Raw genomic sequence first — 23890 nt, 5'->3', positions numbered from 1 at the left:
TCGGTGGGATGTCGTCTTCGTCACGCTGTCGTGAAGCCCGATCCCCCCTGCACCGCACGCTCCTCGTGCACCACCACGGTCACCGCTCCGGGCGCGCGCGGGCCCTCGAGCGCGGCGACGACGGCCCGCACGGCGTCGGCCGGTCCCTCCAGCTCCACCTCGACGCGGCCGTCGGGCAGGTTGCGCGCCCACCCCGACAGCCCGGCGGAGTCGGCCAGGCCGCGGACGAACCAGCGGTAGCCCACCCCCTGCACGTGGCCGGACACCAGCGCGTGCACCCGGATCGCGCTCACGTGCGCCTCGTCCGGGGCCGCGGCTGGCAGGTCGGGCAGCTGTAGCTCGAGCGGTTCATGAAGGACTCGCGCACGATCGGCGTGCCGCAGCGCGGGCAGGGCCGGTCGACCTGCCCGTAGACGGCGAGGAAGCGGGAGAAGTAGCCGCTCTGGCCGTTGACGTCGACGTAGAGGGAGTCGAAGGAGGTGCCGCCCTGCGCCAGCGCCTCCCCGAGCACGCTGCGCACGCCGTCGAGCAGGTCGGCGACCTGGGCTCGGGTGAGCCGGTCGGTGGGCCGCGTGCCGTGCAGCTTCGCGCGCCACAGCGACTCGTCGGCGTAGATGTTGCCGACGCCGCCGATCAGCGTCTGGTCGAGCAGGGCGCGCTTGACCTCGGTGCGCCGTCGCCGCAGCGCGGCGCTGAACCCGGCCTCGTCGAAGGAGGGGTCCAGCGGGTCGATCGCGATGTGCGCCAGCCGCTGCGGGATCGCCTCCCCCTCAGCGTCCTCCACCGCCAGCCCGCCGAACGTGCGCTGGTCGACGAAGCGCAGCTCGCGGCCGCCGTCGGTGAAGGTGAACCGGGCGCGCAGGTGGGTCTCGTCGGGCTGCGTGCGCTTCTCGACGAGCAGCTGGCCGCTCATGCCGAGGTGGGCGACCATCGCGCGCCCCGACGGGGCGCCGTCGGGCTCGGTGAGCGGCAGCCACAGGTACTTGCCGCGGCGGTGCGCGGCGGCGAACGTGCGGCCGGTCAGCGCCTCGACGAAGTGGTCGGCGCCCTCGAGGTGCCGGCGGACCGCGCGCGGGTGGTGCACCTCGACGGCGGCCACTGTCCGTCCGGCGACCCACCGCTCCAGGCCGCGCCGCACCACCTCGACCTCGGGCAGCTCGGGCACGGCGCTACTCCGCGTCGGCCGCGGCCGGCTCCTCGGCCGAGACGGCGCGCCAGGCGGCCTCCGCGGCCACCTGCTCGGCGGCCTTCTTGGTCCGACCGGTTCCGGTCCCGCGGACGACGCCGGCCAGCGACACCGCCGCGGTGAAGGTCTTGGCGTGCGGCGGGCCCTCGTCGTCGACGTCGTAGACGGGGGCGCCCAGGCCGCGGGCGGCGCCGAGCTCCTGCAGGCTGGTCTTCCAGTCCAGGCCGGCGCCGCGGGTGGCCGCCTCGCGCAGCAGCGGGTCGAACAGCCGGTGCACCAGCGCGCTCGCGGCGTCCAGGCCCAGGCCCAGGTGCACCGCCCCGATGAGCGCCTCCAGCGCGTCGGCGAGGATCGAGTCCTTCTCCCGCCCGCCGGTGGTCTCCTCACCGCGGCCGAGCAGCAGGTGCGGGCCCAGCCCGCCGGCGCCCAGCCGCCGGGCGACGCCGGCCAGCGAGTTCATGTTGACCACCGACGCGCGCAGCTTCGCCAGCCGGCCCTCGGGCAGGTCGGGCTGGCTGCGGTAGAGCTCGTCGGTGACGACCAGGCCGAGCACGGCGTCGCCGAGGAACTCCAGCCGCTCGTTGGTCGGCAGGCCGCCGTGCTCGTAGGCGTAGGAGCGGTGGGTCAGCGCCAACGCCAGCAGGCCGCCGGGCAGCTCGACGCCGAGGGCGTCGAGCAGCCAGGCGGCCGCGCGGTCGGCGTGCGCCTGCCCCGCGGGCGAGGTGCCCACGGGGACGACCGGGGTACCGGCGGCGCTGCCCACGTCCGGCCGGGTCAGACGGAGAGGACCTGGCGGCCGGCGTGCTGGCCGCAGTTCGGGCAGGCCTGGTGCGGCGGCTTGAGCTGGCCGCAGGCGCGGTTCGGGCAGGGGGCGAGCGTGGGGGCGCTCGCCTTCCACTGCGACCGGCGGGCGCGGGTGTTGGCGCGGGACATCTTCCGCTTCGGGACGGCCACGGTCAGTTCTCCTCAGGGTCGCCCGGACGGTCGTCGACCGCTCCGGTGGTGAAACGGCCGGCGAGGCCGGCCCAGCGGGGGTCGACCAGCTCGTGGGAGTGGTCGGCCGGGAGGTCGTCGAGGCGCTGCCCGCAGCCGGAGCACAGGCCGGCGCAGTCCTCGGTGCAGGTGGGCGAGAGCGGGAGGGCGAGGACGACGGTGTCGCGGACCATCGGCTCGAGGTCGATGCGCTCACCCTCGACGAGGCGGACCTCGTCCTCCTCGCTGGTGGCCTCGGTGGTGCTGCCCGGGTAGGCGTAGAGCTCCTGGACGTCGAGCCCGAGGGTGTCGGCGAACGGGTCCAGGCAGCGGGCGCACTGGCCCTCGACCGGGACCTCGACGTCGCCGGAGACGAGCACGCCCTCCATCACCGACTCCAGCCGCAGCCGCAGGTGCACCGGGGCGCCCTCGGGCACGCCGACGAGCTCGAGCTTCCAGCCGGCGGGCGCGGGGATCGTGCGGTCGAGCTCCTGCATCGAGCCGGCGCGACGGCCGAGCTCGCGCAGCTCCACGGCCCAGGGGTTGGCGGCGGGGCGCCGGGCCTGGGTGGACGCGGCGCCTGGGCGATCGGATCGTGCGGCAGGCATGTCGGTACTCGCGGTCGTGGGAGTGGGTGGAGCCCGGCCGGGGACGGCACCGGCGGTCGGACCAGCAACCGAGACTACCCGATCCCCGGTGCCCGCCGACGCCCCGAGGGTCGGCCACGATCAGGGTCCCTGATCGTGCGGCGTCCTCCCTCACGGTGGGACGTGCGGGAGGACGCCCGACGATCAGGTCACCTGATCGTCGGGGGACCGCGGTCAGGGTTCGCGCAGGGTCTCGCGGGCCTTCTCCACCGAGCGCAGCATCCGCTCGAGCGTGCTGCCGAAGTCGGCCAGCCGGGTGTCGACGTACTCGTCGACCTCGGCGCGCATCCGGTTGACCTCGGCGACGGTCTGCGCCCCCAGCTCGTCGGAGCGCACGACCGCGCCGCGGTAGACCTCGGTCTCGGTGACCAGCCGCTCGTGCTCGGCCTGCGCGGCGGCGAGCATCTCCGCCTGCTGCGCCTGCGCGTCGGCCAGCACCGCCTCGCGGTGGGCCTCGGCCTCGGCGAGCAGCCGGTCGGCCTCCGCCTCGGCCTGGGTCAGCAGCGCCTCGGCCTCGGCCTGCGCGCGGGCGAGCACCTCGTCGCGCTGGCGGCGGGCGGTGCCGAGGATCTCCTCGCGCTGCCGGCGGGCGGCGGCGACCAGCCGGTCGGCGTCCTCGCGGGTGCGGCCGGTGAGCTGCTCGGCCTCGGCCTGGGCCTGCTCGAGGATCTCGGTGCGCTGCTCCACGATCGCGCCGGCGGCGTGCACCTCGTCGGGGAGGTTCTCCCGCAGGTCGTCGAGCAGGTCGAGCAGCTGGTCGCGCGGCACCATGCAGGAGCCCGACATGGGCACGCTGCGGGCGTTCTCGATGACCCGGCTGAGCTCGTCGACGGTCTCGTAGAGCCGGTACACGACCTCGGTCACGACGCCTCCCGCTTGGCCAGCAGCCGGTCGAGGACGCCCTCGGGCACCAGCCGGGACACGTCGCCGCCGAAGGTGGCGATCTGCTTGACCAGGCTGGAGGACAGGTGCCCGACCTGCGGGGCGGTGGGCACGAACAGCGTCTCGACGCCGGCGAGCTCGCGGTTCATCTGGGCCATCTGCAGCTCGTACTCGAAGTCGCCGACGGCGCGCAGGCCCTTGACCACCACCGGGATGTCGTGGCTGCGGCAGTAGTCGACGAGCAGGCCGCTGAAGCTGTCGACGACGACGTTGGGCAGCTCCGCGACGGCCTCGCGCAGCAGCTCCATGCGCTCGTCGACGGTGAACAGCCCGGCCTTGCCCGGGTTGACCAGGACGGCGACCACGAGCTCGTCGTACAGCGCGGCGGCCCGGGTGATGACGTCGACGTGCCCGTTGGTGACCGGGTCGAACGACCCGGGACAGACCGCACGCCTCACGGGACGCGACCGTACCGGAGCAGGGCCTCCCCGTAGCGGCGCTCGCGGACACCGACGAGGGGTGTCGGCCACTCCCACGGCTCCTCGCGCGCGGACCGCTCGACGACGACCACCGCCCCCGGCGCGAGCCACTCCCCCGTGACCAGCGCGGCGAGCACGCCGCGCACCGTCCCGGCGGGGACGGCGTAGGGCGGGTCGGCGAGCACGAGGTCGAAGCGGGCCGGCGGCGGGCCGGCGACCACGGTGGGCACCGACGCGGCGACCACCCGCGCGCCGGGCAGGCCGACGGCGGCGACGTTGGCGCGCAGCACCGGCAGCACCCGGGGGCCGTTCTCGACGAGCACCACCTGCCCGGCCCCGCGGGAGAGCGCCTCGAGGCCGAGCGCGCCGGAGCCGGCGTAGAGGTCGAGCACCGTGGCGCCGTCGAGGTCGAGCAGCGTGCCCAGGGTGTTGAACAGCCCCTCGCGGGCCCGGTCGCCGGTGGGCCGCACGCCGCTGGGCGGCACCTTCAGCCGCCGTCCCCCGGCGGCACCGGCGATGAGTCGCGTCATGCCTTCTCGAGGTACTCCGCACGCTCGTCGGTGGCCAGCGCGGCCACCTCGGCGGCCAGCCCCGGGTGGTCGGCGAGCCCGCGGTCGCCGGCCAGCAGGTCGGTGGCCTCGGCGCGGGCGGCGGCGATGAGCTCCTCGTCCTCGAGCAGGGACAGCAGCCGCAGGTTGGAGCGCCGGCCGGACTGGGCCGCACCGAGGACGTCGCCCTCGCGGCGGGTCTCGAGGTCGAGCCGGGCGAGCTCGAAGCCGTCGGAGGTGCCCGCGACCGAGGCCAGCCGCTGCCCGGTCGACGTCGACCCGCGGGCCTCGGTGACCAGCAGGCACAGCCCCTGGTGCTTCCCGCGGGCGACCCGGCCGCGCAGCTGGTGGAGCTGGCTGACGCCGAAGCGGTCGGCGTCCATGACGACCATGACCGTGGCGTTGGGCACGTCGACGCCGACCTCGACGACGGTGGTGGCGACGAGGACGTCGACCTCGCGGGCGGCGAAGGCCTGCATGGTCGCCTCCTTCGCCTCCGGCGTCATGCGGCCGTGCAGCACCGCCAGCCGCAGGCCGGCCAGCGGGCCCTCGTGCAGCGCCTCGGCGACGTCGAGGACCGCCAGCGGCGGGCGCCGGTCGCCGTCGCCACCGCTCTCCTCCGGGGCGTCGGCCGCGTCGGGCTCGTCCTCGCTGCCGGCGTCCTCGTCGCCGATCCGGGGGCAGACGACGTAGGCCTGCCGGCCGGCGGCCACCTCCTCGCGCAGCCGCTCCCAGGCGCGGTCGAGCCAGGCGGGCTTGTCGCTGACCGGCACCACGGAGCTGGCCACGCCGCCGCGGCCGCTGGGCAGCTGGCGCAGCACGGAGGTCTCCAGGTCGCCGTAGACGGTCATGGCGACGGTGCGCGGGATCGGCGTGGCGGTCATGACCAGCACGTGCGGGGGCCGGTTGCCCTTGGCCCGCAGCGCGTCGCGCTGCTCGACGCCGAACCGGTGCTGCTCGTCGACGACGACCAGGCCGAGGTCGGCGAAGTCGACGCCCTGCTGCAGCAGCGCGTGGGTGCCGACGACGATGCCGGCGCTGCCGTCGGCGACCGCGGCGCGGGCCTCGCGGCGGGCGGCGGCCTTGAGCGAGCCGGTGAGCAGCACCACCCTCGTGCCGGCGGGGTCGCCGTCGAGCTCGCCGGCGCGGGCCAGCGGGCCGAGCAGGGCGGCGATGCTGCGCGCGTGCTGCGCGGCGAGCACCTCGGTGGGCGCCAGCAGCGCGGCCTGCCCGCCGGCGTCGACGACCTGCGCCATCGCCCGCAGCGCCACCACGGTCTTGCCCGACCCGACCTCGCCCTGCAGCAGGCGGTGCATCGGCTGGTCGCGGGACAGCTCGGCGGCCAGCTCCTCCCCCACGGCGCGCTGGCCGTCGGTGAGCGCGAACGGCAGCGCGGCGTCGACGGCGTCGAGCAGGCCGCCCGGGCGGCGCGGGCGGGCGGTGCCCGGCTCCAGCGCCGCCGCCCGGCGGCGGGCGGCGAGCACCAGCTGCAGGATCAGCGCCTCGTCCCACTTGAGCCGCTCCTGGGCGTGCTCGACGTCGTCGGCCGTGGTCGGGCGGTGCACGTCGAGGAGGGCGGCGGGGAGGCTCGGCAGGCCGTGGCGGCGGCGCAGGTCCTCCGGCAGCGGGTCCTCGACGAAGCCGAAGCCGCCGGAGGCGTCGAGCAGCAGCCGGACCGACCTCTGGATCACCCAGCTGGAGACGTCCTTGCTCGCCGGGTAGATCGGGATGAGCGCGCGGGCCCAGTCCTCGTCGTCGTCGCCGGTGATGAGGTGGAAGTCGGGGTGGGCGAACTGCTTGGAGTTGCGGTACTCGCCGACCGTGCCGGCGAACAGCCCCCAGGCGCCCTCCTCGAGCTTGCCGAACCTCCGGTTGAAGAAGACCAGCTGCATCTCCCCGGCGCCGTCACCGACGGTGACCTCGGTGAGCGTGCCGGGCCGGTTGCGCATCTTCCGGCTGGTCACCCGGCGCACCTGCGCCAGCACGGTGACGCGGTCGCCGACCTGCAGGTCGTCGAGGCGGGTCATCTCACCGCGGCGGGCGTAGCGGCGCGGGTAGTGGCGCAGCAGGTCGCGGACCGTGCGCAGGTCCAGCGACTCGGCCATCGCCTTCGCCGTCTTGGCGCCCAGCACGCGCGAGAGGTCGGTCTCGAGGGTCACCGCCACGTCACGACCGCCACGTCACTCGACCCCGATCTGCAGCGGGACCGCGTCCCCGCCCTCGTAGCGCACCACCTCGACGGTCGGGTGGGCGGCGGCCAGGTGCTCGCAGGCGGCGTCGCCGAGCGCGGGGTCCGGGCCGACGAGCAGCGTGGCCATCTCCCCGCCGGCCGACAGCAGCCGGTCGAGCAGGTCGCAGGCGACGGCGGCCAGCTCGCGGCCGACCACCACGACGTCGCCCTCCGCCGCGCCCAGCACGTCGCCGGGGCGGCACGGGCCCGCGCTGGTCAGCGCCTCCTGCTCGGCGACGGTGACCTCGGCCCAGCGGGTGGCGGCGGCCGCCTCGGCCATGCCGATGACGTCGTCGCCGAAGCGGCGGGCGGGGTCGGCGACGGCGACCGCCGCGAGCCCCTGCACCGGTGACCGGGTGGGGACCACGGCGACGTCGCGGCCGAGCACGCGGGCGCGCTCGGCGGCGCGGGCGGCGGCCGCGGTCAGCGCGGGGTCGTTGGGCAGCACGACCACCTCGGCGGCCGCGGAGGCGACCACCTCGGCGAGCACGTCGTCGTCGGTGACGCCGCCGGGTCCGCAGGGCACCGCGCGCACGCCCGCGGCGGCGAACAGCCGGGCCAGCCCCTCGCCCGGGACGACCGCGACGACGGCCCGGCGGCCCGGCACCGGCGCGGCCGGGAGCACCGGCGCCAGCGGCGTGACGCTGATGCCGTGCGGGCGGCCCGCCTCGATGCCGGCCTCGATGGCGCCGCCGATGTCGTTGGTGTGCACGTGCACGTTCCACTGCCGCCCGGTCGGGGTGTCGACGCCGGCCACGACCAGGCTGTCGCCGAGGGCGGCCAGGCGCTTCTGCAGGACGGCGACCGTGGCCTCGTCGGCGTCGGCGAGCAGGTACTGCACCTCGCTGCCGGGGCCCGGCGGCGGCTGGTGGGGGGCGTGCGCCGGGTCGGTGCGGCGCTGCGGGCGGCGGTCCAGCGGCGGGCGGGCCGGCTCGACGCCGGTGACGGTGGTGACCAGCGCGTCGAGGACCACGCACAGCCCCGCGCCGCCGGCGTCGACCACGCCGGCGGCCCGCAGCGCGTCGAGCTGGCCGGGGGTGGCCTCCAGCGCCGCCCGGGCGCCGTCGGCGGCCGCGGCGACGACGTCGGCCAGCGCGGTGCGCCGCTGCGCGACGGCGGCGCCCGCCGCCTCGGCCCCCGCCCGGGCCACGGTGAGGAAGGTGCCCTCCTCGGGGTCGGCCACCGCCGAGTAGGCGCCCTGCGCGGCCTCCTGCAGCGCGGCGGCCAGGGCGGGCCCGTCGGCGGGGCCGGCGCCGGCGAGCCGGTCGGACAGGCCGCGCAGCAGCTGGGCGTAGATCGTGCCGCTGTTGCCGCGGGCGCCGAGGACCGCGCCGCGGGAGAGCGCCGTCCACGGCGACTCCCCCGGTGCGGCGGCGTCGAGCGCGGCGACCGCGGCCTCGGCGGTCATCAGCAGGTTGGTGCCGGTGTCGCCGTCGGGCACGGGGAAGACGTTGAGCTCGTCGATGCGGTCCCGGGCCGCGGACAGCGCCGAGACCGCGGTGCGGCACCACTGACCGACCGCGGCGTCGTCCAGCGCCTGCAGCACGGGCGGAGGGTACCCACGGGCGGCGACGATCCGGCTCCCGAGACGGCGTCCCCCGGGGCTCGGCGACGCCGCCGCCGGAGAGCGGTTAGGATGGTCGACGGTCTCGCGGTCGCCGTCGGTGCACCGCCGTCTTTCGAACGATTCTCTGGGAGTGATCCACCGTGGCTGCCGTGTGCGACGTCTGTGGCAAGGGGCCCGGTTTCGGTATGTCGGTGTCGCACTCGCACCGCCGCACGCCGCGCCGTTGGAACCCGAACATCCAGTCGGTGCGGGCGCTGGTCGCCCCCGGCAACCGCCGCCGCATCAACGCCTGCACCTCCTGCATCCGCGCGGGCAAGGTCGTCCGCGCCTGAGGTGAGGCACCCCCTCCCGCGGGAGGGCGCCCGTTCCAGCACGCCACCGGGACCCCGGAGGTCATCGACCTCCGGGGTCCTCGGCGTGACTAGAGCCCGATGCCGCGGGCCGCGGTGACCACCAGGTCGACCACGGTCGGCAGCGGCAGCGCCGTCCCGTCGACGACGAGGTGGTAGTGCTGCGCCGACGCCGGGTCGCACCGGTAGTAGTGCCGCACGTAGGCCTCGCGGGTGCGGTCGTTGGCCTCCATCTCCCGCCGCAGCTCCTCCTCCGGCCGCCCATAGCGCCCGACCGCCGCCCGCAGCCGCGCCTCCGGCGGCCCGTCGAGCCGCACGTGCAGGACGTCGGGCCGCCCGCGCAGCACCATCGCACCGGCCCGGCCGAGCACCACGCCGCCGTCGCCGTCGGCGATCTCCCGCAGCACCCGCTCGGTCTGCTCCCGGTAGGCCCGCTCGTCGGGCTCGTCGGTGATCGGCACGACCCCGCCCACCGGGTCGGGCATCGCCCCGAGCGAGGCCACCAGCCGCCACAGGCCGCGCACGACACGCTCGTCGTTGGCCTCGGCGTCGTCCCGGGACACCCCCAGCCGGCCGGCCACCCGCGCCGGGATCGCCCGGTCGTGGAAGGCCAGGCCGAGCCGCTCGGCGACGGCGGAGCCCACCTCCGGGCCGCCCGCCCCGTACGAGGCGGAGATCGTCACGACGCCCACGGCCGCTCCTCCTCCTCCCCCGGTCCCGCCAGGTCCCTGCCGAGGAACACCGCACCGGGCGCCTCGGCGTAGATGCCGTACCCGGGGACCGGCCGGTAGCCCATCGCCTCGTACAGCGCGAGCGCCTCGGGCTGGCGGTCCCCGGAGTTGAGGACCACCGACCGGTACCCGGCGGCGCGGGCGGAGTCCTCCAGCGCGCGCACCAGCACCTGCGCCAGCCCGAGCCGGCGGGAGCCGGGGACGACGTAGACCCGCTTGACCTCGACGACGCCCGCCCCGACGTCGTCGCCGTCGTCGGTGTGCCGGCGCCAGGCGCCGCAGCCGGCGGGGCGCCCGTCCACCTCGGCGACGAGGAACAGCCCCGCCGGCGGCACGAACTCGGCCGGGTCGACGGCGGCGCCGTCGGGGCCGCCGTAGCGGTCGACGTACTCCTGCTGCACCCGCGCGACGAGGTCGCGGGCGACCGGGTCGTCGTAGGGCACCGCGCGCAGCCGGGCGAGCGACCCGTCGCGCAGCCGGTGCTCAGCCGAAGTGGACATGCCCGGTCCCCCCTGCACCCACGGCCACGGCGACATCGGCCGCCGGCTCGCCGCTCACCGTGACGCCCGGCCGGCCCTCGTGCACCTGACCGACCACCGTCCAGCCCCCGGGCAGCACCGTGCCGCGCGGGAAGGTCGCCAGCAGGGCGTGGTCCTCCCCGCCGGTGAGCACCCAGGCCAGCGGGTCGGCGCCGAGGGCGGCCGCCACCTGCTGCAGCGGCCCCGGCGGCTCGAGCATCGCGCGCACCAGCGCCGCCCGGTCGACGTCGACGACGACGCCGCTGTCGGTGGCGAGGTGCCCGGCGTCGGCGAGCAGGCCGTCGCTGACGTCGCACATGGCGGTCGCGCCGGCGTCGGCCGCGGCGGGGCCGGCGGCGTAGGGCGGGCTGGGCCGGCGGTGCGCGGTGACGGCGGCCAGCGGGCTGCTGAAGCCCCGGCGCAGCACGGCCAGCCCGCAGGCCGACCAGCCCAGCCGCCCGGCCACCGCCAGCACGTCCCCGGGGCGCGCACCCGAGCGCAGCACCGGCGCGCGCCCGCCCAGGTCGCCCAGCGCGGTGACCGACAGCACGACCGCGCCGCTGCCGGGCGCCGCGGCCACCGTGTCCCCGCCGACGACGGCCGCGCCCAGCGGCGCGCACTCGGCGGCCATGCCGGCGGCGACCCCCTCCAGCCACGAGGTCGGGGTGTCGGCCGGGCAGGCCAGCCCGACGAGCAGCGCGGTGGCCACGCCGCCCATCGCGGCGACGTCGGCGAGGTTGGCGGCGGCGGCCTTGTGGCCCACGTCCTCGGCCGAGGACCAGTCGCGGCGGAAGTGCCGGCCCTCCACCAGGACGTCGGTGGTGGCGACCACGCGCCCGTCGGGGACGCGCAGCACCGCCGCGTCGTCGCCCGGGCCGACCTCGGCGGCGGCGGCCGACCCGGCGTGGGCCACCACGCGGGCGATCACGCCGAACTCGCCGATCACCCGCACGGTGTCGGCGAGGTCCCCGCGCCCGGTCAGGGGTCGGGGCCGTGTCACCGGTGCCCTCCCCCCGCTGCGGTAGGTTGCGATCGAGTCCACCAGCCGGGGCCGGGGAGCCGCCGGACGTGCTGCCCGAGGAAGGTCGTTCCGTGGTCCACGCCTACATCCTGATCCAGACCGAAGTCGGCAAGGCCGCCCAGGTGGCCACGACGATCAGCGAGATCGCCGGCGTGACGAAGGCCGAGGACGTCACCGGCCCGTACGACGTGATCGTCCGCGCCGAGGCGGAGAGCGTCGACGCGCTCGGCCGCCTGGTCGTGGCCCGGGTGCAGTCGGTGGACGGGATCACCCGCACGCTGACCTGCCCCGTCGTCAACATCTGAGCAGCTGAGCGCGCAGTCCCCCGCCGGGGAGCCGGCGCCACCGGCCGGGCGTCCCGACCCGCTGCGCCGGCTGGCGCTCGTCGCGGTGGCCGTGGTGGTCCCCGTGCTGGTCGTGGTGCTCGTGCTCGCCCGGGTCGCCGGTGACGGTGACGAGGACGACGGCGGCGCGGTCGCCGACGTCAGCGGCGGCGCCGGGCAGCAGCGCGCGGAGGACCTGCCCGTGCTGCCGGTCGAGGTCCCGCCGCCCACACCGGAGGCGGACGCGGCCTGCCCCGCGCTGATGGGCGCGCTGCCGCTGGACCTGCTCGGCGAGCCCGCCCGCCTGGTCGACTCCGACACGCCCTACGCCGCCGCCTGGGGCGACCCCGCCGTCGTGCTGGTGTGCGGGGTGCCACAGCCGGAGGGTCTCGACGCCGGGGCCGGACTGCTGCAGATCAACGAGGTCACCTGGTTCGTGGAGCAGTCCGACGAGGCCACCGTGTGGACCGCCGTCGACCGGGCGGTGTTCGTCCGCGTCACGCTGCCGCCCGACGTCGACAGCGCCCCGGTGACCGTGCTCAGCGACGTCCTCGCCGACACGCTCCCCCCGCGCTGAGTCCGCTCAGGCCGCGGGCAGCGCCTCCAGCTGCGCCAGCACCACGTCGCGCGCCTGGCGGGTGGCCGCCTCCTCGGTGTCGGCCACGACGGTCACCGCGACGCTGAACGCCCCGTGCCCGCACCAGGCGAAGGCGGTCGGCCCGGTCAGGCCGGTCGAGGGGTCGGCCTCGGGCACGGTCAGCGTGCTGCAGCCCTCCGGCAGACCGTCGGGGTCGTGGCGCAGCACGCCGTCGTAGACCTCGGCGTCGTTGCCGGCGAGGTCGCGGGCGTAGGAGCCCGCGCCGGCGGCGTCGTCGAACTGGTCGAGGAAGACGCTGGTCAGCGGCCCGGTGGTGGAGCCCCAGAACCGCTCCCACCCGTGCCGGTAGCCGTAGTCGCGCAGCACCGCCCGCTCCCGCGCCGGGTCCTCGGCGTAGGAGGCGACGTCGTCGACGGTCTTGGCGCCGGCCGGGGGCTGCAGGTCGCCGTCGGGGATCCGCGGTAGTCCGGAGGGCACCTCGGTGAGCACCAGCTCGCCGAGCGCCTCGACGGTGTCCGGCGTCGGCGACGCCGGGGCGGGGGTGGCGCTGCCGGCCTCGGAGGCGGTGCAGCCGGCCAGCGCGAGTGCCGCGGCCAGCAGCGCGGCCGCGGGCGCGGCGCGCGCGCCGGAGGTCACCGACCGGCCGGCCGGCCCGCCCGCGCCAGCGCGGAGGCGACCAGCCGGTCCACCAGCTCGGGGTAGGACACCCCGCTGGCCGCCCACATCCGCGGGTACATCGAGATCGGGGTGAAGCCGGGCATGGTGTTGACCTCGTTGACCACCAGGCGGTCCTCGCCGTCGGGGCCGGTGCCGAGGAAGAAGTCGACCCGCGCCAGCCCCTCGCAGTCCAGCGCGCGGTAGGCCCGGCAGGATGCCTGCTGCACCGCGCGGGTCTGCTCGGGGGTGAGGTCGGCCGGGACGTCGAACTCGACGGCGTCCTCGAGGTACTTGGCGTCGAAGTCGTACCAGTCGGTGCCGGGCTTGAGCCGGATCTCCGCGGGCACGCTGGCCTCGGGCGGCCCGCCGTCGCGGCCGGCCAGCACGCCGCACTCCACCTCGCGGCCGGGGACGGCGGCCTCGACGACGACCTTCGGGTCGACGGCGGCCGCGGTGGCCACCGCCTCGGGGAACTGCGCCCAGTCGGTGACCTTGGTGATGCCGATGCTCGACCCGGCGCGCGCGGGCTTGACGAAGACCGGCAGCCCGAGCCGCTCGCGGTCGGCGGCGGAGAGCACGTCGGGGTCGGGGCACACCGCCCCGCCGGCGTCGCGCAGCACCACGTGGTCGCCCTGCGGCACGCCGGCCGAGGCCAGCAGCTTCTTGGTGAACTCCTTGTCCATCGAGGCGGCGCTGGCGAACACGCCCGACCCGACGTAGGGCAGCCCGCTCATCTCCAGCAGCCCCTGGATGGTGCCGTCCTCGCCGTAGGCGCCGTGCAGCACGGGGAAGACGACGTCGACCTCGGTGAGCGCCGCGCCGATCCCGGCCGCGGGCTCGAGCACCGCCAGCCCGCGCCCGGCCGGGTCGCCGACCAGCGACACCGCCGTCCCGCCGGTGACCTCGGGCAGCTGCCCGTCGGTGATCGCCAGCCGCTGGCCGGCCCCGGGGAGCACCCAGCGGCCGTCGCGGGCGATGCCGACCGGCACCACCTCGTAGCGCTCCGGGTCGAGGGCGGCGATCACGCTCCCCGCCGAGATGCAGGAGATGGCGTGCTCGGCGCTGCGCCCTCCGAACACGACCGCGACGCGCACCCTGCCTGTCCCGCTCATCGCGGCCGACCCTAGTCGACGCCCCCGCCCGGCCCTCGTCTCCCGCAGGGTTCCGGCCCGCGCCGTGTGGGAACCTGCTCCCCGATGCGGGAGAACGCGGCCCCACCGGTGGACCCCCGGCCCCCGGCGACGACGGCGCACCAGGGGGAAGGCTCCGGGGACGCGTCCGCGCACGCCGCCGCGCGCCACCCGCTGCCCCTGCGGCTGGCCGGCGCGGCGGTGCACGCCTACACCGCGCTCGGCTCGGTGCTGGCGCTGCTGGTGGTGCTCGCCGCGCTCGAGGGCGAGGCCGTCACCGCGCTGTGGCTGGGGCTGGCGGCGCTGTGGATCGACGGCACCGACGGGATGCTGGCCCGCCGCGCGCGGGTCAAGGAGACGATCCCCTGGTTCGACGGCGCGCTGCTGGACAACATCGTCGACTACCTGACCTACGTCTTCGCGCCCGTCGTCCTGCTGTGGACCACCGGCGCGCTGCCGCACGACTGGCGCGGCTGGGTGCTCGCCGCGCTGCCGCTGCTGGCCTCGAGCTACCAGTTCTGCCGGGTCGACGCGAAGACCGACGACCACACCTTCCTGGGCTTCCCGAGCTACTGGAACGTCGTCGCCTTCTACGTCGTCGTCCTGGACCTGCCGCAGCCGGTGGTCGCCACCGCGCTGGTGGTCTTCTCGGTGCTGGTATTCGTCCCGGTGCGCTACCTCTACCCGTCGCGCACCGAGGCGCTGTGGCCGGTGAGCATGGGCCTGACCGTCGTCTGGCTGGTCACCTACGCGGTGCTGCTGCTGCAGTACCCCGACCCGCACCCGGTCGTCGTCGCGCTGTCGTTCGCCTACGTCGTCTACTACCTGGCCTTCAGCGGCTGGCTCACCGCCCGCGCCGCCCACCGCCGGCGCCGGGCGGCCCGCTCGACCCGGTGACGTACTGGAACGGCCCTCCTGCAGGGGCCCGCGCCGAGCGGAGCGAGGGGTGGGGGCAGGAGGGTCCTTCTAGAACGGGGCGCGCACGACCAGTTCGACGTTGCGGTCGGCGGGTGTGCCGGCCAGCGGTGAGCCCAGCCCTGCCCAGGGCACGTTGGCCGACAGCTCCCGGTGCAGCGCGGCCAGCGCCGCCGGCTGCCCCACGGCGGCGTCGGTGGCGCCCGGCGGCCGGGCGGGGCTGCCGTGGTCGACCATCGTGCAGACCAGCGACAGGGTGCCGTCGCCGTTGTCGAGCACCTCGACCAGCCGGGCCTGCCCGGGCCAGTCGACGACGGCGCAGGTGGCCACCTCCCACAGCCCGCGGCCGGGCTCGGTGGGGTGCGCCCAGGCCCGCACCTCGCTGACGTGGGTGTGCCCGTTGAGCCACAGCACGACGTTCGGCCAGCGGTGCAGCAGGCGCAGCAGCTCGGAGGCGCCCAGCGCGTCGTCACCGGCCGCGGGACGGCCGCCGAGGGCGTCGGAGCGGGTCAGCGTGCTCGTCCCGTGGTGCGACACCAGCACCACCAGCCGGTCGGCGTTGCCGGTGGCCACCCGGGTGCCGTCGGGGCCGGGGGCCGACGACGACACCTCGCGCAGCCGCTCCTCCAGCCACCGCGCCTGCGCCGCGTCGACCGAGCCGGCCGCGCCGCCGCTGACCCGGGTGGTGTCCAGGCAGACGACGCGGACGCCGGGCACGCCGTCCCAGGCGTAGTGGGCGGTGCCCTCGCGCAGGTTGTCCTCGGTGAACCCGTGCCCGGCCGGCTGCCCGTCGTCGGCGAGGTGCGCGGCGACGAAGGACCGGCGGTCGATGAACCGGCGGTCCTCCACCGGCGTCACCGGTCGCGAGACGGCGGTGGTGAAGACCTCCGAGGAGTGCGTGAACAGCGCCAGCGCGTCGTCGAGGGCCAGCCCGGGGTCGACGTCGACCGGCTTGCGGCCGGCGCCGAGCACCTCGGCCAGCGCGGGCGTGGGCACGCCGACGCCCTGGATGAGCGCCTCGTGGTTGCCGTGGCAGCCCAGCCAGGGCACCTGCAGCCCCTCGGCGTCGAACGCCGCGAACGCCGCCTCCAGCAGCCCCGGCCGCGTCGGGAAGCCGAACCGCTCGTGGTACAGGCCGCCGTCGTCGTCGGGCCGCCAGAACAGGTCGTGCGGCCAGCCGGAGGCCTGGACGCCGTCGTAGGCGGTCAGTCCCGCGCCCGGGGAGACCGCTCCCCCGCGCAGCACCGCGAGGAACAGCTCCAGCTCGTTCCACTGCGCGTTGTCGATGGCGTCGCCGGTGGTCACCACCACCTGCAGCGGCTCCCCGGTGCGCGGCGCGCCGGCCAGGCCGTTGAGCGTGCGCACCAGCGCGTCGACGGCGTGGGCGGTCAGCGCCTCCTGCGGCCGGTGCATCGGCACCAGCGAGCGCATCCGGGGGTCGGTCTCGAAGCGGTGGAAGAACTCGAACCGGGCCGGGGAGCAGACGTCGGCCAGCTGCAGGTCGGTGACGTGCGCCAGGCAGGCCAGCGCCCGCACCCCGCGCCGCGGCGGCTCCCACGCCCGCCCGACCAGCTCGCGGCGCACCCGGTGCGGCTCCCCCGCGGCCCACGCCAGCGCGCGGTAGTCGCCGTCGCGGCCGCGGTGCAGCACGGGACCGGCGGCGAGGACGCGGTCGAGGGTGGTGCGGCTCATCCCGGTCCGGCGGTCAGACCGCGTCCAGCGCGGTCGTGAGGTCGGCGACGACGTCGGCGGTGTCCTCGATGCCGCAGGAGAAGCGCAGGAACCCGCCGGGCACCGCGTCCCCGCCCCACTGCGCGCGGCGGTCGACGGTCGAGTGCACGCCGCCGAAGCTGGTCGCCGCCGTCCACAGCCGGGCCGCGGCGAGGAAGCGGGAGACGGCGGCCTCGTCGGCGAGCCCGGCGGAGACGACGCCGACCGGGCGCAGCATCTGCCGTGTCGCCAGCGCGTACGAGGGGTCCGCCGGGCGCCACGGCCACCGCACGCCGGTCGCCGCGGGGTGCGCGGCCAGGACCTCCGCGACGGCGGCCGCGGTCTCCGCCTGCCGGGCCAGCCGCAGGTCCAGCGTGCTCATCGACCGGTGCCCGAGCCACGCGTCGAACGCGCCCGGCGTGGCGCCGGTGTGGTCGCGCCAGCCCTTGAGCCGGCCGTACAGCTCGTCGGACGCGGTGCTGACGTGGCCGAGCAGCAGGTCGCTGTGCCCGGTGAGCGCCTTGGTGTCGGCGCCGACGGTCAGGTCGGCGCCCAGCGCCAGCGGCCGCTGCCCGAGCGGGGTGGCGGTGGTGTTGTCGACGGCCAGCAGCGCCCCGGCGGCGCGGGTGGCCCGGGCGACGGCGGCGACGTCGCACACGTCGAGCTGCGGGTTGCTCGGCGTCTCGAGGAACACCATGCGGGCGCCGTCGAGGTCCCCGCGGGCGGCGGCGTCGGCGATGTCGAGGGTCGGCACGTACTCGACCCGGATCCCCAGCCGCTCCAGCTCGTCGCGGGCCAGCAGCCGGGTCGTGTAGTAGCCGTCGGTCGGCAGCACCAGCCGGTCGCCGGCCGAGACCAGCGCCATCACCGTGGCGGTGATCGCGGCCATCCCGGTGGCGAAGGACAGGCAGCGGCCGCCGTCGAGCTCCCCCACCGCGGTCTCGAACGCGCGGGAGGTGGGGTGCTCGGTGCGGGCGTAGGCGTCGGCGCCGTCGGCCCGGGGCGGGCGGTCCCCCAGGTGGAAGGGCGCGGCGAACACCGGCGAGGGGCGCAGCGGCGTGCCGGGCACCGGGGGCGCCTCGCCGGCGCGGACCGACCGGGTGCCGTCCCCCCACCCGTCGGGCAGGCCGCTCACTCCGGCTTCGCCTCGCGGCTCATGATCTCCTTCAGCACCGCCCCGGCGGGCACGCCGTCGTAGCAGATCTTCACGACGGCCTCGGTCAGCGGGACGTCGACGCCGTGCGCGCGGGCCAGGTCGAGCACCGGCCGGCAGCTCTTGACGCCCTCGGCGGTCTGCCGGGTGGTGGCCTGCACCTCCTCCAGCGACAGGCCGCGGCCGAGCTTCTCCCCGAAGGTGCGGTTGCGCGACAGCGGGGAGCTGCAGGTGGCGACCAGGTCGCCGAGGCCGGCCAGCCCGGCGAAGGTGGCCGGCTCCGCACCGAGCGCGATGCCCAGCCGGGCGGTCTCGGCCAGGCCGCGGGTGATCAGCGAGGCGCGGGTGTTGTCGCCGAAGCCCATGCCCTCGGCGATGCCGCAGGCCAGCGCGATGACGTTCTTCACCGCCCCGCCGAGCTCGCAGCCGACCAGGTCGAGGTTGGTGTAGGGCCGGAAGTAGGGCGTGTGGCAGGCGGCCTGCACGGTGGCCGCGCGGTCGCCGTCGGGGCAGGCGATCACGGTGGCCGCCGGCTGCTCCTCGGCGATCTCCCGGGCCAGGTTGGGGCCCGACAGCGCCGCCACGCGGTCCGGGCCCGCGCCGGTGACCTCGCAGATGACCTCGCTCATCCGCTTGGTGCTGCCGAGCTCGATGCCCTTCATCAGCGACAGCAGCGTGGCGTCCGGCGGCAGCAGGGGCGTCCACTGCTCGAGGTTGGCCCGCAGCGACTGCGAGGGGACGGCGAGGACGACGACGTCGGCGCCGTCGAGGGCCCGCCCGGCGTCGGTGGTCGCCGTCAGGGCCTCGGGCAGCCGGACACCGGGGAGGTAGTCGGGGTTCTCCCGGCCCTCGGTGATCGCCGCGGCCAGCTCCGGGCGGCGGGCGTGCAGGGTGACCGAGCAGCCGGCGTCGGCGAGCACCTTGGCGAACGTCGTCCCCCAGGAGCCCGCCCCGAGGACGGCGGCACGCGTCCCGCTCACGCGGCGCTCCCCGGGACGTCACCGGGGAGCTCGCGGCCCGGGCGGGCGGCGAAGCCGGGCGGCGCCGGTTCGCCGCGGACCTCGGCCAGCTGGTCGCGCACCCGGCCCATGATGGTGTCGGTCACCTCGCGCAGCAGGTCGGGGGTGAGCGGGCGCCCGGCGCGGACCTCCGCGCGCAGCGCCGCGAGGTCCACCGGCTCGCCGACCAGGTACTCGGCGGGCGTGCGCAGCCGCAGGTGCAGCTTCTTGGCGTGGTAGTCGTGCACCCGCTGCGGCCCCCACTGGGCCACCGGCAGCACCACCGCGTCGGTGGTCAGCGCCAGCCGCGCCACGCCGGTGCGGGCCTGCATCGGCCACCACCGCGCGTCCCGCGTCACCGAGCCCTCGGGGTAGATGACGACGACGTTGCCGGCCTCGAGGTCGGCGGCGGCCGCCGCCAGCGCGCCGCGGGCCTCCGACGAGCCGCGGGCCACCGGGATCTGCCCGGCGTGGCGCAGGATCACCCCGGCCGTGCCCCTGAACACCGCCGCCTTGGCCAGGAAGTGCGGGATCCGGCCGTTGTCGTAGACCAGCCGGGCGCAGGCGAGCGGGTCGAGCACCGAGACGTGGTTGGCCACCAGCAGCACCGGGCCGGTGCGCGGGATGCGCTCGCCGTGCCGGTAGCGCAGCCGGAACAGCAGGGAGGCCACCGGGTAGACCACGACCACGGCCAGCCGCAGCGACCAGGGCAGCCGCCCCCGCTCGTGCAGCACCCGCGGCGCTGCCTGCCCCGGGACCGCGGGGGTCCCCGGGGTCGGGTCCTCGGTCACCGGCATCCCTCCGCTCTGGTGGCGACCGGCACATGATCGACCCTCCGTGCGGCCGCTGTGCGCACCGGGGGTGCCGGACCGCACGCGCGTCGTCGCCGGTGTGCTCACATGGGACCGTGCGGTGGTCCCTGGTCGTCCCGGCGAAGCGGCTCGGCGCGGCCAAGACCCGCCTGGCGCCGCTGACCGGCGGCGGGCACGGCGGTGGGCACGGCGGTGGCCACGGGGGCGGGCACGGCCTGCACGCCGAGCTGGTGCTGGCCCTGCTCGCCGACACGGTCGCGGCCGGGCTGGCCTGCCCGGCGGTGGCCGACGTCGTCGTGGTGACCGACGACGAGCGCGCCGCCGCGGTCGTGCGGGCGCTGGGGGCCCGCACCGTGCCCGACGAGCCCGACGGCGGGCTCAACCCGGCGCTGGCGCACGGCGCCCGGGCCAGCGGGTCGGTCGCCGTCGCGGCGCTGTCGTCGGACCTCCCGGCGCTGCGGCCGGGCGAGCTGGCCGCCGCGCTGGAGGCGGCCAGCGCCGTCCCGCGCGGTTTCGTGGCCGACGCCGCCGCCACCGGCACCACCCTGCTGACCGCGGTCGGCGTGCCGCTGGACCCGCGGTTCGGCCACGGCTCGGCCGCCGCGCACGCCGCCTCCGGGGCGCTCGCGCTGGCCGGGGACTGGCCGGGCCTGCGCCGCGACGTCGACACCCCGGCCGACCTGCGGGAGGCCGCCGGGCTCGGCCTGGGACCGGCGACGGCGGCCCTGCTCCCCCGGCTCCCCCGGCTGCCCCGGCCCGCGGCCTGAGGCCGCCGGCCGGGGCCGCGTCCGCCCGTCGCCGTTTCCCCGGGTGGGGCACGATGACGGCGTGGTAGCCGAGACGACCTCCCCGCTCGCCGGGCCCGAGAGCACCGCCGCGCCGCAGGAGGGCGCGGCGCTGCCGGCCGACCGCTTCCTCAACCGCGAGCTGTCGTGGCTGGACTTCAACAGCCGCGTGCTCGAGCTCGCCGAGGACGCCTCCCTGCCGCTGCTCGAGCGGGTCAAGTTCCTGGCGATCTTCGCGAGCAACCTCGACGAGTTCTACATGGTGCGCATCGCGGGTCTGAAGCGCCGGCAGAGCACGGGCCTGACGGTGCGCTCCCCCGACGGGCTGACCATCCGCGAGCAGCTGGCGCGGGTCACCGCCCGCACCCAGGAGCTGGTGCACCGTCACACGCTCGCCTTCGAGCAGGACGTCGCCCCGCGGCTGGAGGCCGAGGGCATCCGGATCGTGCCCTGGTCCGACCTCGCCGAGCCCGAGACCCGGCGGCTGCGCGAGTACTTCCGCGACCAGGTCTTCCCGGTGCTCACCCCGCTCGCGGTCGACCCGGCGCACCCGTTCCCCTACATCAGCGGGCTCTCGCTCAACCTCGCCGTCCAGGTGCGCGACCCCGAGACCGGCGCCCCGCGCTTCGCCCGGCTCAAGGTGCCCAACAACGTGCCGCGCTTCGTGGCCGTCGGCCCGCCGGACTCGGCGACGTTCCTGCCGCTGGAGGAGCTCATCGCCGCGCACCTGCCGGCGCTGTTCCCCGGGCTCGACGTGGTCGACCACCACCTGTTCCGGGTCACCCGCAACGCCGACGTCGAGGTCGAGGAGGACCGCGACGAGGACCTGCTGCAGGCCCTCGAGCGGGAGCTGGCCCGCCGCCGCTTCGGCCCGGCGGTGCGGCTGGAGGTGACCGAGACGATGGACCCGCAGATCCTCGCCGTCCTCGTCTCCGAGCTGGAGGTCGACCCGCAGGACGTCGTCACCGTCCCGGGGCTGCTGGACCTCTCGGCGCTGTGGGCGCTCTACGGCCTGGACCGCCCCGAGCTCAAGGACGAGCCCTTCGTGCCGGCCACCCACCCGCGGCTGTCGGAGGGCGAGACGCCCATGAGCGTGTTCGCCACCCTGCGCGAGGGCGACGTGCTCGTCCACCACCCCTACCACTCGTTCGCCACGAGCGTGCAGCGGTTCATCGAGCAGGCCGCCGCCGACCCGCACGTGCTGGCGATCAAGCAGACGCTGTACCGCACGTCGGGTGACTCGCCCATCGTCACCGCGCTGATCGAGGCCGCCGAGGCGGGCAAGCAGGTCGTCGTCCTGGTGGAGATCAAGGCGCGCTTCGACGAGGAGGCCAACATCACCTGGGCCCGGTCGCTGGAGCGGGCCGGCTGCCACGTCGTCTACGGGCTGGTGGGGCTGAAGACCCACTGCAAGACGGCGCTGGTGGTGCGCCGGGAGAGCGGCGTGATCCGCCGCTACTGCCACATCGGCACGGGCAACTACAACCCGAAGACGGCGCGGCTCTACGAGGACCTCGGCATCCTCACCGCCGACCCGCGGGTGGGCGCCGACCTCACCGACCTGTTCAACGTGCTGACCGGCTACTCCCGGCAGACGAGCTACCGGCAGCTGATGGTGGCGCCGCACGGCATCCGCACCGGCCTGGTCGAGAAGATCCGCCGCGAGGCGCGGCACGCCGCCCAGGGCCGCCCCGCCGGCATCCGGATCAAGGTCAACTCGCTGGTCGACGAGGAGGTCATCGACGCGCTCTACGAGGCGTCGCGGGCCGGGGTGCCGGTGGAGCTGTTCATCCGCGGCATCTGCGCGCTGCGCCCCGGGGTACCCGGGCTGTCGGAGAACGTGCGGGTGCGCTCCGTGGTGGGCCGCTTCCTGGAGCACTCACGGGTCATGTCGTTCACCAACGGCGGCGAGCCGGAGTGGTGGATCGGCAGCGCCGACCTCATGCACCGCAACCTCGACCGGCGGGTGGAGGTGCTGCTGCGGGTCTGCGACGACACCGCGCGGCGCGAGCTGCAGCAGGTGTTCGACGCCTCGATGGCCCCGGGCGTGCGGTGCTGGGAGCTCGGCCCCGACGGCGCCTGGGTCCGCACCGGCGAGGTGGACTACCAGGCCCGTCTCGTGCGCGCGGTGACCGAGCATGCCGGCTGAGCGCACGCGGGCCGTCGTCGCGGCGGCCGGCGGGGTGGTGTGGCGCCCGGCCGACGGCGGCGGCATCGAGACCGTCGTCGTCCACCGCCCCCGCTACGACGACTGGTCGCTGCCCAAGGGCAAGCTCGACGCCGGGGAGAACGCGCTGGCCGCGGCGGTCCGGGAGGTGTGCGAGGAGACCGGCGTGCAGGTGGTGGCCGGCCGGCGCAGCGTGCGCACCCACTACGAGGTCGCCGCCGGCCCCAAGCACGTCGACTACTGGCTCATGCGGGCGGTGGACGCGGGGTCGTTCGAGCCCAACGACGAGGTCGACGAGCTGCGCTGGCTGCCGGTGGCCGACGCCGCGGCGCTGGTCACCCACCCGCACGACCGCGCGGTGCTCACCGACCTCGACCGCGACGACGTCCCGCGGGCGCCGTCGCTGCTGCTGGTGCGGCACGCCAAGGCCGGCAGCCGGCGCGAGTGGGATGGCCCCGACGAGGAGCGCCCCCTCGACGCCCAGGGCCGGCGGCAGGCCGAGCAGCTGGCCGCGGTGCTGCCGGTGTTCGGCCCGCTGGAGCTGTTCAGCGCCGAGCGGGTGCGCTGCCGGCAGACGCTCGAGCCGCTGGCGCAGCGGCTGGGACTGGAGGTCCGCCCGCTGCCCGAGGTCGGCGAGGAGGAGTACTCCGCCGACCCGCAGGCCGGGCTCGCCGCGCTCGAGCGGCTGCTGGACCCCCCGGCCACCCCCGGCGTGCGGGTGGTGTGCAGCCAGGGCGGGGCGATCCCGGCCGCGCTCGCCGGGCTCGGAGTGCGCTTCGGGGGCACCCCCGTGCCCCCGCCGGCGGCCAAGGGCAGCGTGTGGGTCCTCGGCGGCCGCCCCGGGCAGCTGTCGGCCGACTACTACCGCGACCTGGGTCCCGACCCCGACGCGCCTCGATAGCCGCTCAGGCGGGCAGGGCGGGCAGCGCCGTCGGCAGCCAGGCCGGGCGGCGGGCCTCGTGGGCCTCGATGTCGGCGAGGTGCCGCTCGGTGAGGCCGACGTCGTCGAGGCCCTCCAGCAGCCGCCAGCGGGTGTAGTCGTCGATCTCGAACGGCACCGTCGTGTCGCCGTGGGTCACCGTCCGCGCCTGCAGGTCGACCGTCACCGGCGTCGCGGGGTCGGCCTCGACCGCCGCCCACAGCGCCTCGACGTCGGCCTGCGGCAGGACGACGGTGAGCAGCCCCGACTTGGTCGAGTTGTTGCGGAAGATGTCGGCGAACCGCGAGCTGATGACGACGCGGAAGCCGCCGTCGAGCAGCGCCCAGCAGGCGTGCTCCCGCGACGAGCCGGTGCCGAAGTCGGGACCGGCGACCAGCACCGAGGCGCCGGCGTGCTCGGGCCGGTTCAGCACGAAGTCCGGCTCGTTGGTGCGCCAGCCGACGAACAGGCCGTCCTCGAAGCCGGTGCGGGTGATCCGCTTGAGGTACTCGGCCGGGATGATCTGGTCGGTGTCGACGGCGCTGCGCCGCAGCGGCGCCGCGGTGCCGGTGTGCGTGGTGAAGGGCTGCAT

The 23890-nt window shown here is 76.5% G+C and carries 27 protein-coding genes; 7 read left to right on the top strand and 20 right to left on the bottom strand.

Annotated elements, in window-relative coordinates; genetic code table 11:
• Positions 1-20: 20 nt before the first annotated feature.
• The 10 genes from ACI8AD_RS10435 to ACI8AD_RS10390 form a co-directional block, all read right to left on the bottom strand.
• Entirely contained in the window at positions 21-293 is a 273-nt protein-coding gene (locus ACI8AD_RS10435; protein WP_456870458.1) for an acylphosphatase, read from the bottom strand.
• Complete coding sequence (mutM, locus tag ACI8AD_RS10430) at positions 290-1165, bottom strand: bifunctional DNA-formamidopyrimidine glycosylase/DNA-(apurinic or apyrimidinic site) lyase (RefSeq protein ID WP_456870457.1); 876 nt, start codon at positions 1163-1165, stop codon at positions 290-292. The genes ACI8AD_RS10435 and mutM overlap by 4 nt, the downstream gene beginning before the upstream one ends.
• Before the next feature lie 4 nt (positions 1166-1169).
• The gene (rnc, locus tag ACI8AD_RS10425; RefSeq protein ID WP_456870456.1) at positions 1170-1916 is read right to left on the bottom strand and encodes a ribonuclease III; all 747 of its coding nucleotides are present in this window, start codon (positions 1914-1916) and stop codon (positions 1170-1172) included.
• 44 nt (positions 1917-1960) lie between these two features.
• Positions 1961-2140: a 50S ribosomal protein L32 gene (rpmF, locus tag ACI8AD_RS10420; protein ID WP_089402499.1), complete on the bottom strand. Its 180-nt coding sequence runs from the start codon at positions 2138-2140 to the stop codon at positions 1961-1963.
• A gap of 2 nt (positions 2141-2142) precedes the next feature.
• On the bottom strand, positions 2143-2691 hold the full coding sequence (locus tag ACI8AD_RS10415) for a YceD family protein (protein ID WP_456870455.1): 549 nt from the start codon (positions 2689-2691) through the stop codon (positions 2143-2145).
• A 288-nt stretch (positions 2692-2979) separates the two neighbouring features.
• Positions 2980-3669 carry a hypothetical protein gene (locus ACI8AD_RS10410; RefSeq protein WP_456870454.1) on the bottom strand — a complete coding sequence of 230 codons (690 nt, stop codon included), beginning with the start codon at positions 3667-3669 and terminating at the stop codon, positions 2980-2982.
• Positions 3666-4145 carry a pantetheine-phosphate adenylyltransferase gene (coaD, locus tag ACI8AD_RS10405; protein ID WP_456870453.1) on the bottom strand — a complete coding sequence of 160 codons (480 nt, stop codon included), beginning with the start codon at positions 4143-4145 and terminating at the stop codon, positions 3666-3668. Before coaD ends, ACI8AD_RS10410 begins: the two co-directional genes overlap by 4 nt.
• Positions 4142-4696, bottom strand: a complete 555-nt coding sequence (rsmD, locus tag ACI8AD_RS10400) for a 16S rRNA (guanine(966)-N(2))-methyltransferase RsmD (RefSeq protein ID WP_456870452.1) — start codon at positions 4694-4696, stop codon at positions 4142-4144. Before rsmD ends, coaD begins: the two co-directional genes overlap by 4 nt.
• On the bottom strand, positions 4693-6873 hold the full coding sequence (recG, locus tag ACI8AD_RS10395; protein WP_456870451.1) for an ATP-dependent DNA helicase RecG: 2181 nt from the start codon (positions 6871-6873) through the stop codon (positions 4693-4695). Before recG ends, rsmD begins: the two co-directional genes overlap by 4 nt.
• A 21-nt stretch (positions 6874-6894) precedes the next feature.
• Positions 6895-8490, bottom strand: coding sequence for a DAK2 domain-containing protein (locus tag ACI8AD_RS10390; RefSeq protein WP_456870450.1), 1596 nt, complete (start codon positions 8488-8490; stop codon positions 6895-6897).
• Between the two features lie 170 nt (positions 8491-8660).
• Between ACI8AD_RS10390 and rpmB the strand changes: the two genes are divergently transcribed.
• Positions 8661-8843, top strand: coding sequence for a 50S ribosomal protein L28 (rpmB, locus tag ACI8AD_RS10385; RefSeq protein WP_425283681.1), 183 nt, complete (start codon positions 8661-8663; stop codon positions 8841-8843).
• 89 nt (positions 8844-8932) lie between these two features.
• Here rpmB and ACI8AD_RS10380 read toward each other — a convergent pair whose 3' ends face one another.
• The 3 genes from ACI8AD_RS10380 to ACI8AD_RS10370 are packed head-to-tail and all read right to left on the bottom strand — an operon-like array spanning position 8933 to position 11110.
• A complete protein-coding gene (locus ACI8AD_RS10380) occupies positions 8933-9553 on the bottom strand; it encodes a cytidylate kinase-like family protein (protein ID WP_456870449.1) in 621 nt (206 codons plus the stop codon).
• Positions 9541-10092: a GNAT family N-acetyltransferase gene (locus ACI8AD_RS10375; RefSeq protein ID WP_456870448.1), complete on the bottom strand. Its 552-nt coding sequence runs from the start codon at positions 10090-10092 to the stop codon at positions 9541-9543. The genes ACI8AD_RS10380 and ACI8AD_RS10375 overlap by 13 nt, the downstream gene beginning before the upstream one ends.
• Complete coding sequence (locus ACI8AD_RS10370) at positions 10076-11110, bottom strand: thiamine-phosphate kinase (protein WP_456870447.1); 1035 nt, start codon at positions 11108-11110, stop codon at positions 10076-10078. The genes ACI8AD_RS10375 and ACI8AD_RS10370 overlap by 17 nt, the downstream gene beginning before the upstream one ends.
• Positions 11111-11202: 92 nt before the next feature.
• Between ACI8AD_RS10370 and ACI8AD_RS10365 the strand changes: the two genes are divergently transcribed.
• Both ACI8AD_RS10365 and ACI8AD_RS10360 read left to right on the top strand, forming a co-directional pair.
• Positions 11203-11436, top strand: a complete 234-nt coding sequence (locus ACI8AD_RS10365) for an Lrp/AsnC ligand binding domain-containing protein (RefSeq protein ID WP_089402490.1) — start codon at positions 11203-11205, stop codon at positions 11434-11436.
• A gap of 85 nt (positions 11437-11521) precedes the next feature.
• The gene (locus ACI8AD_RS10360) at positions 11522-12031 is read left to right on the top strand and encodes a DUF3515 domain-containing protein (protein ID WP_456870446.1); all 510 of its coding nucleotides are present in this window, start codon (positions 11522-11524) and stop codon (positions 12029-12031) included.
• A gap of 6 nt (positions 12032-12037) precedes the next feature.
• Here the strand turns inward: ACI8AD_RS10360 and ACI8AD_RS10355 are convergent, their stop codons facing one another.
• Both ACI8AD_RS10355 and ACI8AD_RS10350 read right to left on the bottom strand, forming a co-directional pair.
• A complete protein-coding gene (locus ACI8AD_RS10355) occupies positions 12038-12688 on the bottom strand; it encodes a hypothetical protein (RefSeq protein ID WP_456870445.1) in 651 nt (216 codons plus the stop codon).
• Positions 12685-13821 (bottom strand): D-alanine--D-alanine ligase family protein, encoded by a 1137-nt coding sequence (locus tag ACI8AD_RS10350; RefSeq protein ID WP_456870444.1) that lies wholly within the window; start codon positions 13819-13821, stop codon positions 12685-12687. The genes ACI8AD_RS10355 and ACI8AD_RS10350 overlap by 4 nt, the downstream gene beginning before the upstream one ends.
• Before the next feature lie 84 nt (positions 13822-13905).
• Between ACI8AD_RS10350 and ACI8AD_RS10345 the strand changes: the two genes are divergently transcribed.
• Positions 13906-14736 carry a CDP-alcohol phosphatidyltransferase family protein gene (locus ACI8AD_RS10345; RefSeq protein WP_456870443.1) on the top strand — a complete coding sequence of 277 codons (831 nt, stop codon included), beginning with the start codon at positions 13906-13908 and terminating at the stop codon, positions 14734-14736.
• Between the two features lie 69 nt (positions 14737-14805).
• On the opposite strand, the gene ACI8AD_RS10340 is transcribed toward ACI8AD_RS10345, so the two are convergent.
• The 4 genes from ACI8AD_RS10340 to ACI8AD_RS10325 are packed head-to-tail and all read right to left on the bottom strand — an operon-like array spanning position 14806 to position 19406.
• Positions 14806-16446, bottom strand: a complete 1641-nt coding sequence (locus tag ACI8AD_RS10340) for a TIGR03767 family metallophosphoesterase (RefSeq protein WP_456870442.1) — start codon at positions 16444-16446, stop codon at positions 14806-14808.
• 13 nt (positions 16447-16459) lie between these two features.
• On the bottom strand, positions 16460-17599 hold the full coding sequence (locus tag ACI8AD_RS10335) for a cystathionine gamma-lyase (protein ID WP_456870441.1): 1140 nt from the start codon (positions 17597-17599) through the stop codon (positions 16460-16462).
• Complete coding sequence (locus ACI8AD_RS10330; protein WP_456870440.1) at positions 17596-18597, bottom strand: NAD(P)H-dependent glycerol-3-phosphate dehydrogenase; 1002 nt, start codon at positions 18595-18597, stop codon at positions 17596-17598. Before ACI8AD_RS10330 ends, ACI8AD_RS10335 begins: the two co-directional genes overlap by 4 nt.
• Positions 18594-19406, bottom strand: coding sequence for a lysophospholipid acyltransferase family protein (locus ACI8AD_RS10325; protein ID WP_456870439.1), 813 nt, complete (start codon positions 19404-19406; stop codon positions 18594-18596). Before ACI8AD_RS10325 ends, ACI8AD_RS10330 begins: the two co-directional genes overlap by 4 nt.
• A gap of 116 nt (positions 19407-19522) precedes the next feature.
• On the opposite strand from ACI8AD_RS10325, the gene cofC reads away from it, so the two are divergent.
• From cofC to ACI8AD_RS10310, 3 genes are all read left to right on the top strand, one after another.
• Complete coding sequence (gene cofC / locus ACI8AD_RS10320; RefSeq protein ID WP_456870438.1) at positions 19523-20194, top strand: 2-phospho-L-lactate guanylyltransferase; 672 nt, start codon at positions 19523-19525, stop codon at positions 20192-20194.
• Between the two features lie 61 nt (positions 20195-20255).
• Entirely contained in the window at positions 20256-22361 is a 2106-nt protein-coding gene (locus tag ACI8AD_RS10315; RefSeq protein ID WP_456870437.1) for an RNA degradosome polyphosphate kinase, read from the top strand.
• A complete protein-coding gene (locus tag ACI8AD_RS10310; RefSeq protein ID WP_456870436.1) occupies positions 22351-23280 on the top strand; it encodes an NUDIX hydrolase in 930 nt (309 codons plus the stop codon). The genes ACI8AD_RS10315 and ACI8AD_RS10310 overlap by 11 nt, the downstream gene beginning before the upstream one ends.
• A 4-nt stretch (positions 23281-23284) precedes the next feature.
• On the opposite strand, the gene leuD is transcribed toward ACI8AD_RS10310, so the two are convergent.
• Positions 23285-23890 carry a 3-isopropylmalate dehydratase small subunit gene (gene leuD / locus ACI8AD_RS10305; RefSeq protein ID WP_456870435.1) on the bottom strand — a complete coding sequence of 202 codons (606 nt, stop codon included), beginning with the start codon at positions 23888-23890 and terminating at the stop codon, positions 23285-23287.

Source organism: Geodermatophilus sp. SYSU D00766 (genome assembly GCF_054049915.1).
Note: the sequence above shows the minus strand (reverse complement) of the source record. Positions and strands in the feature narration are given on the sequence as shown.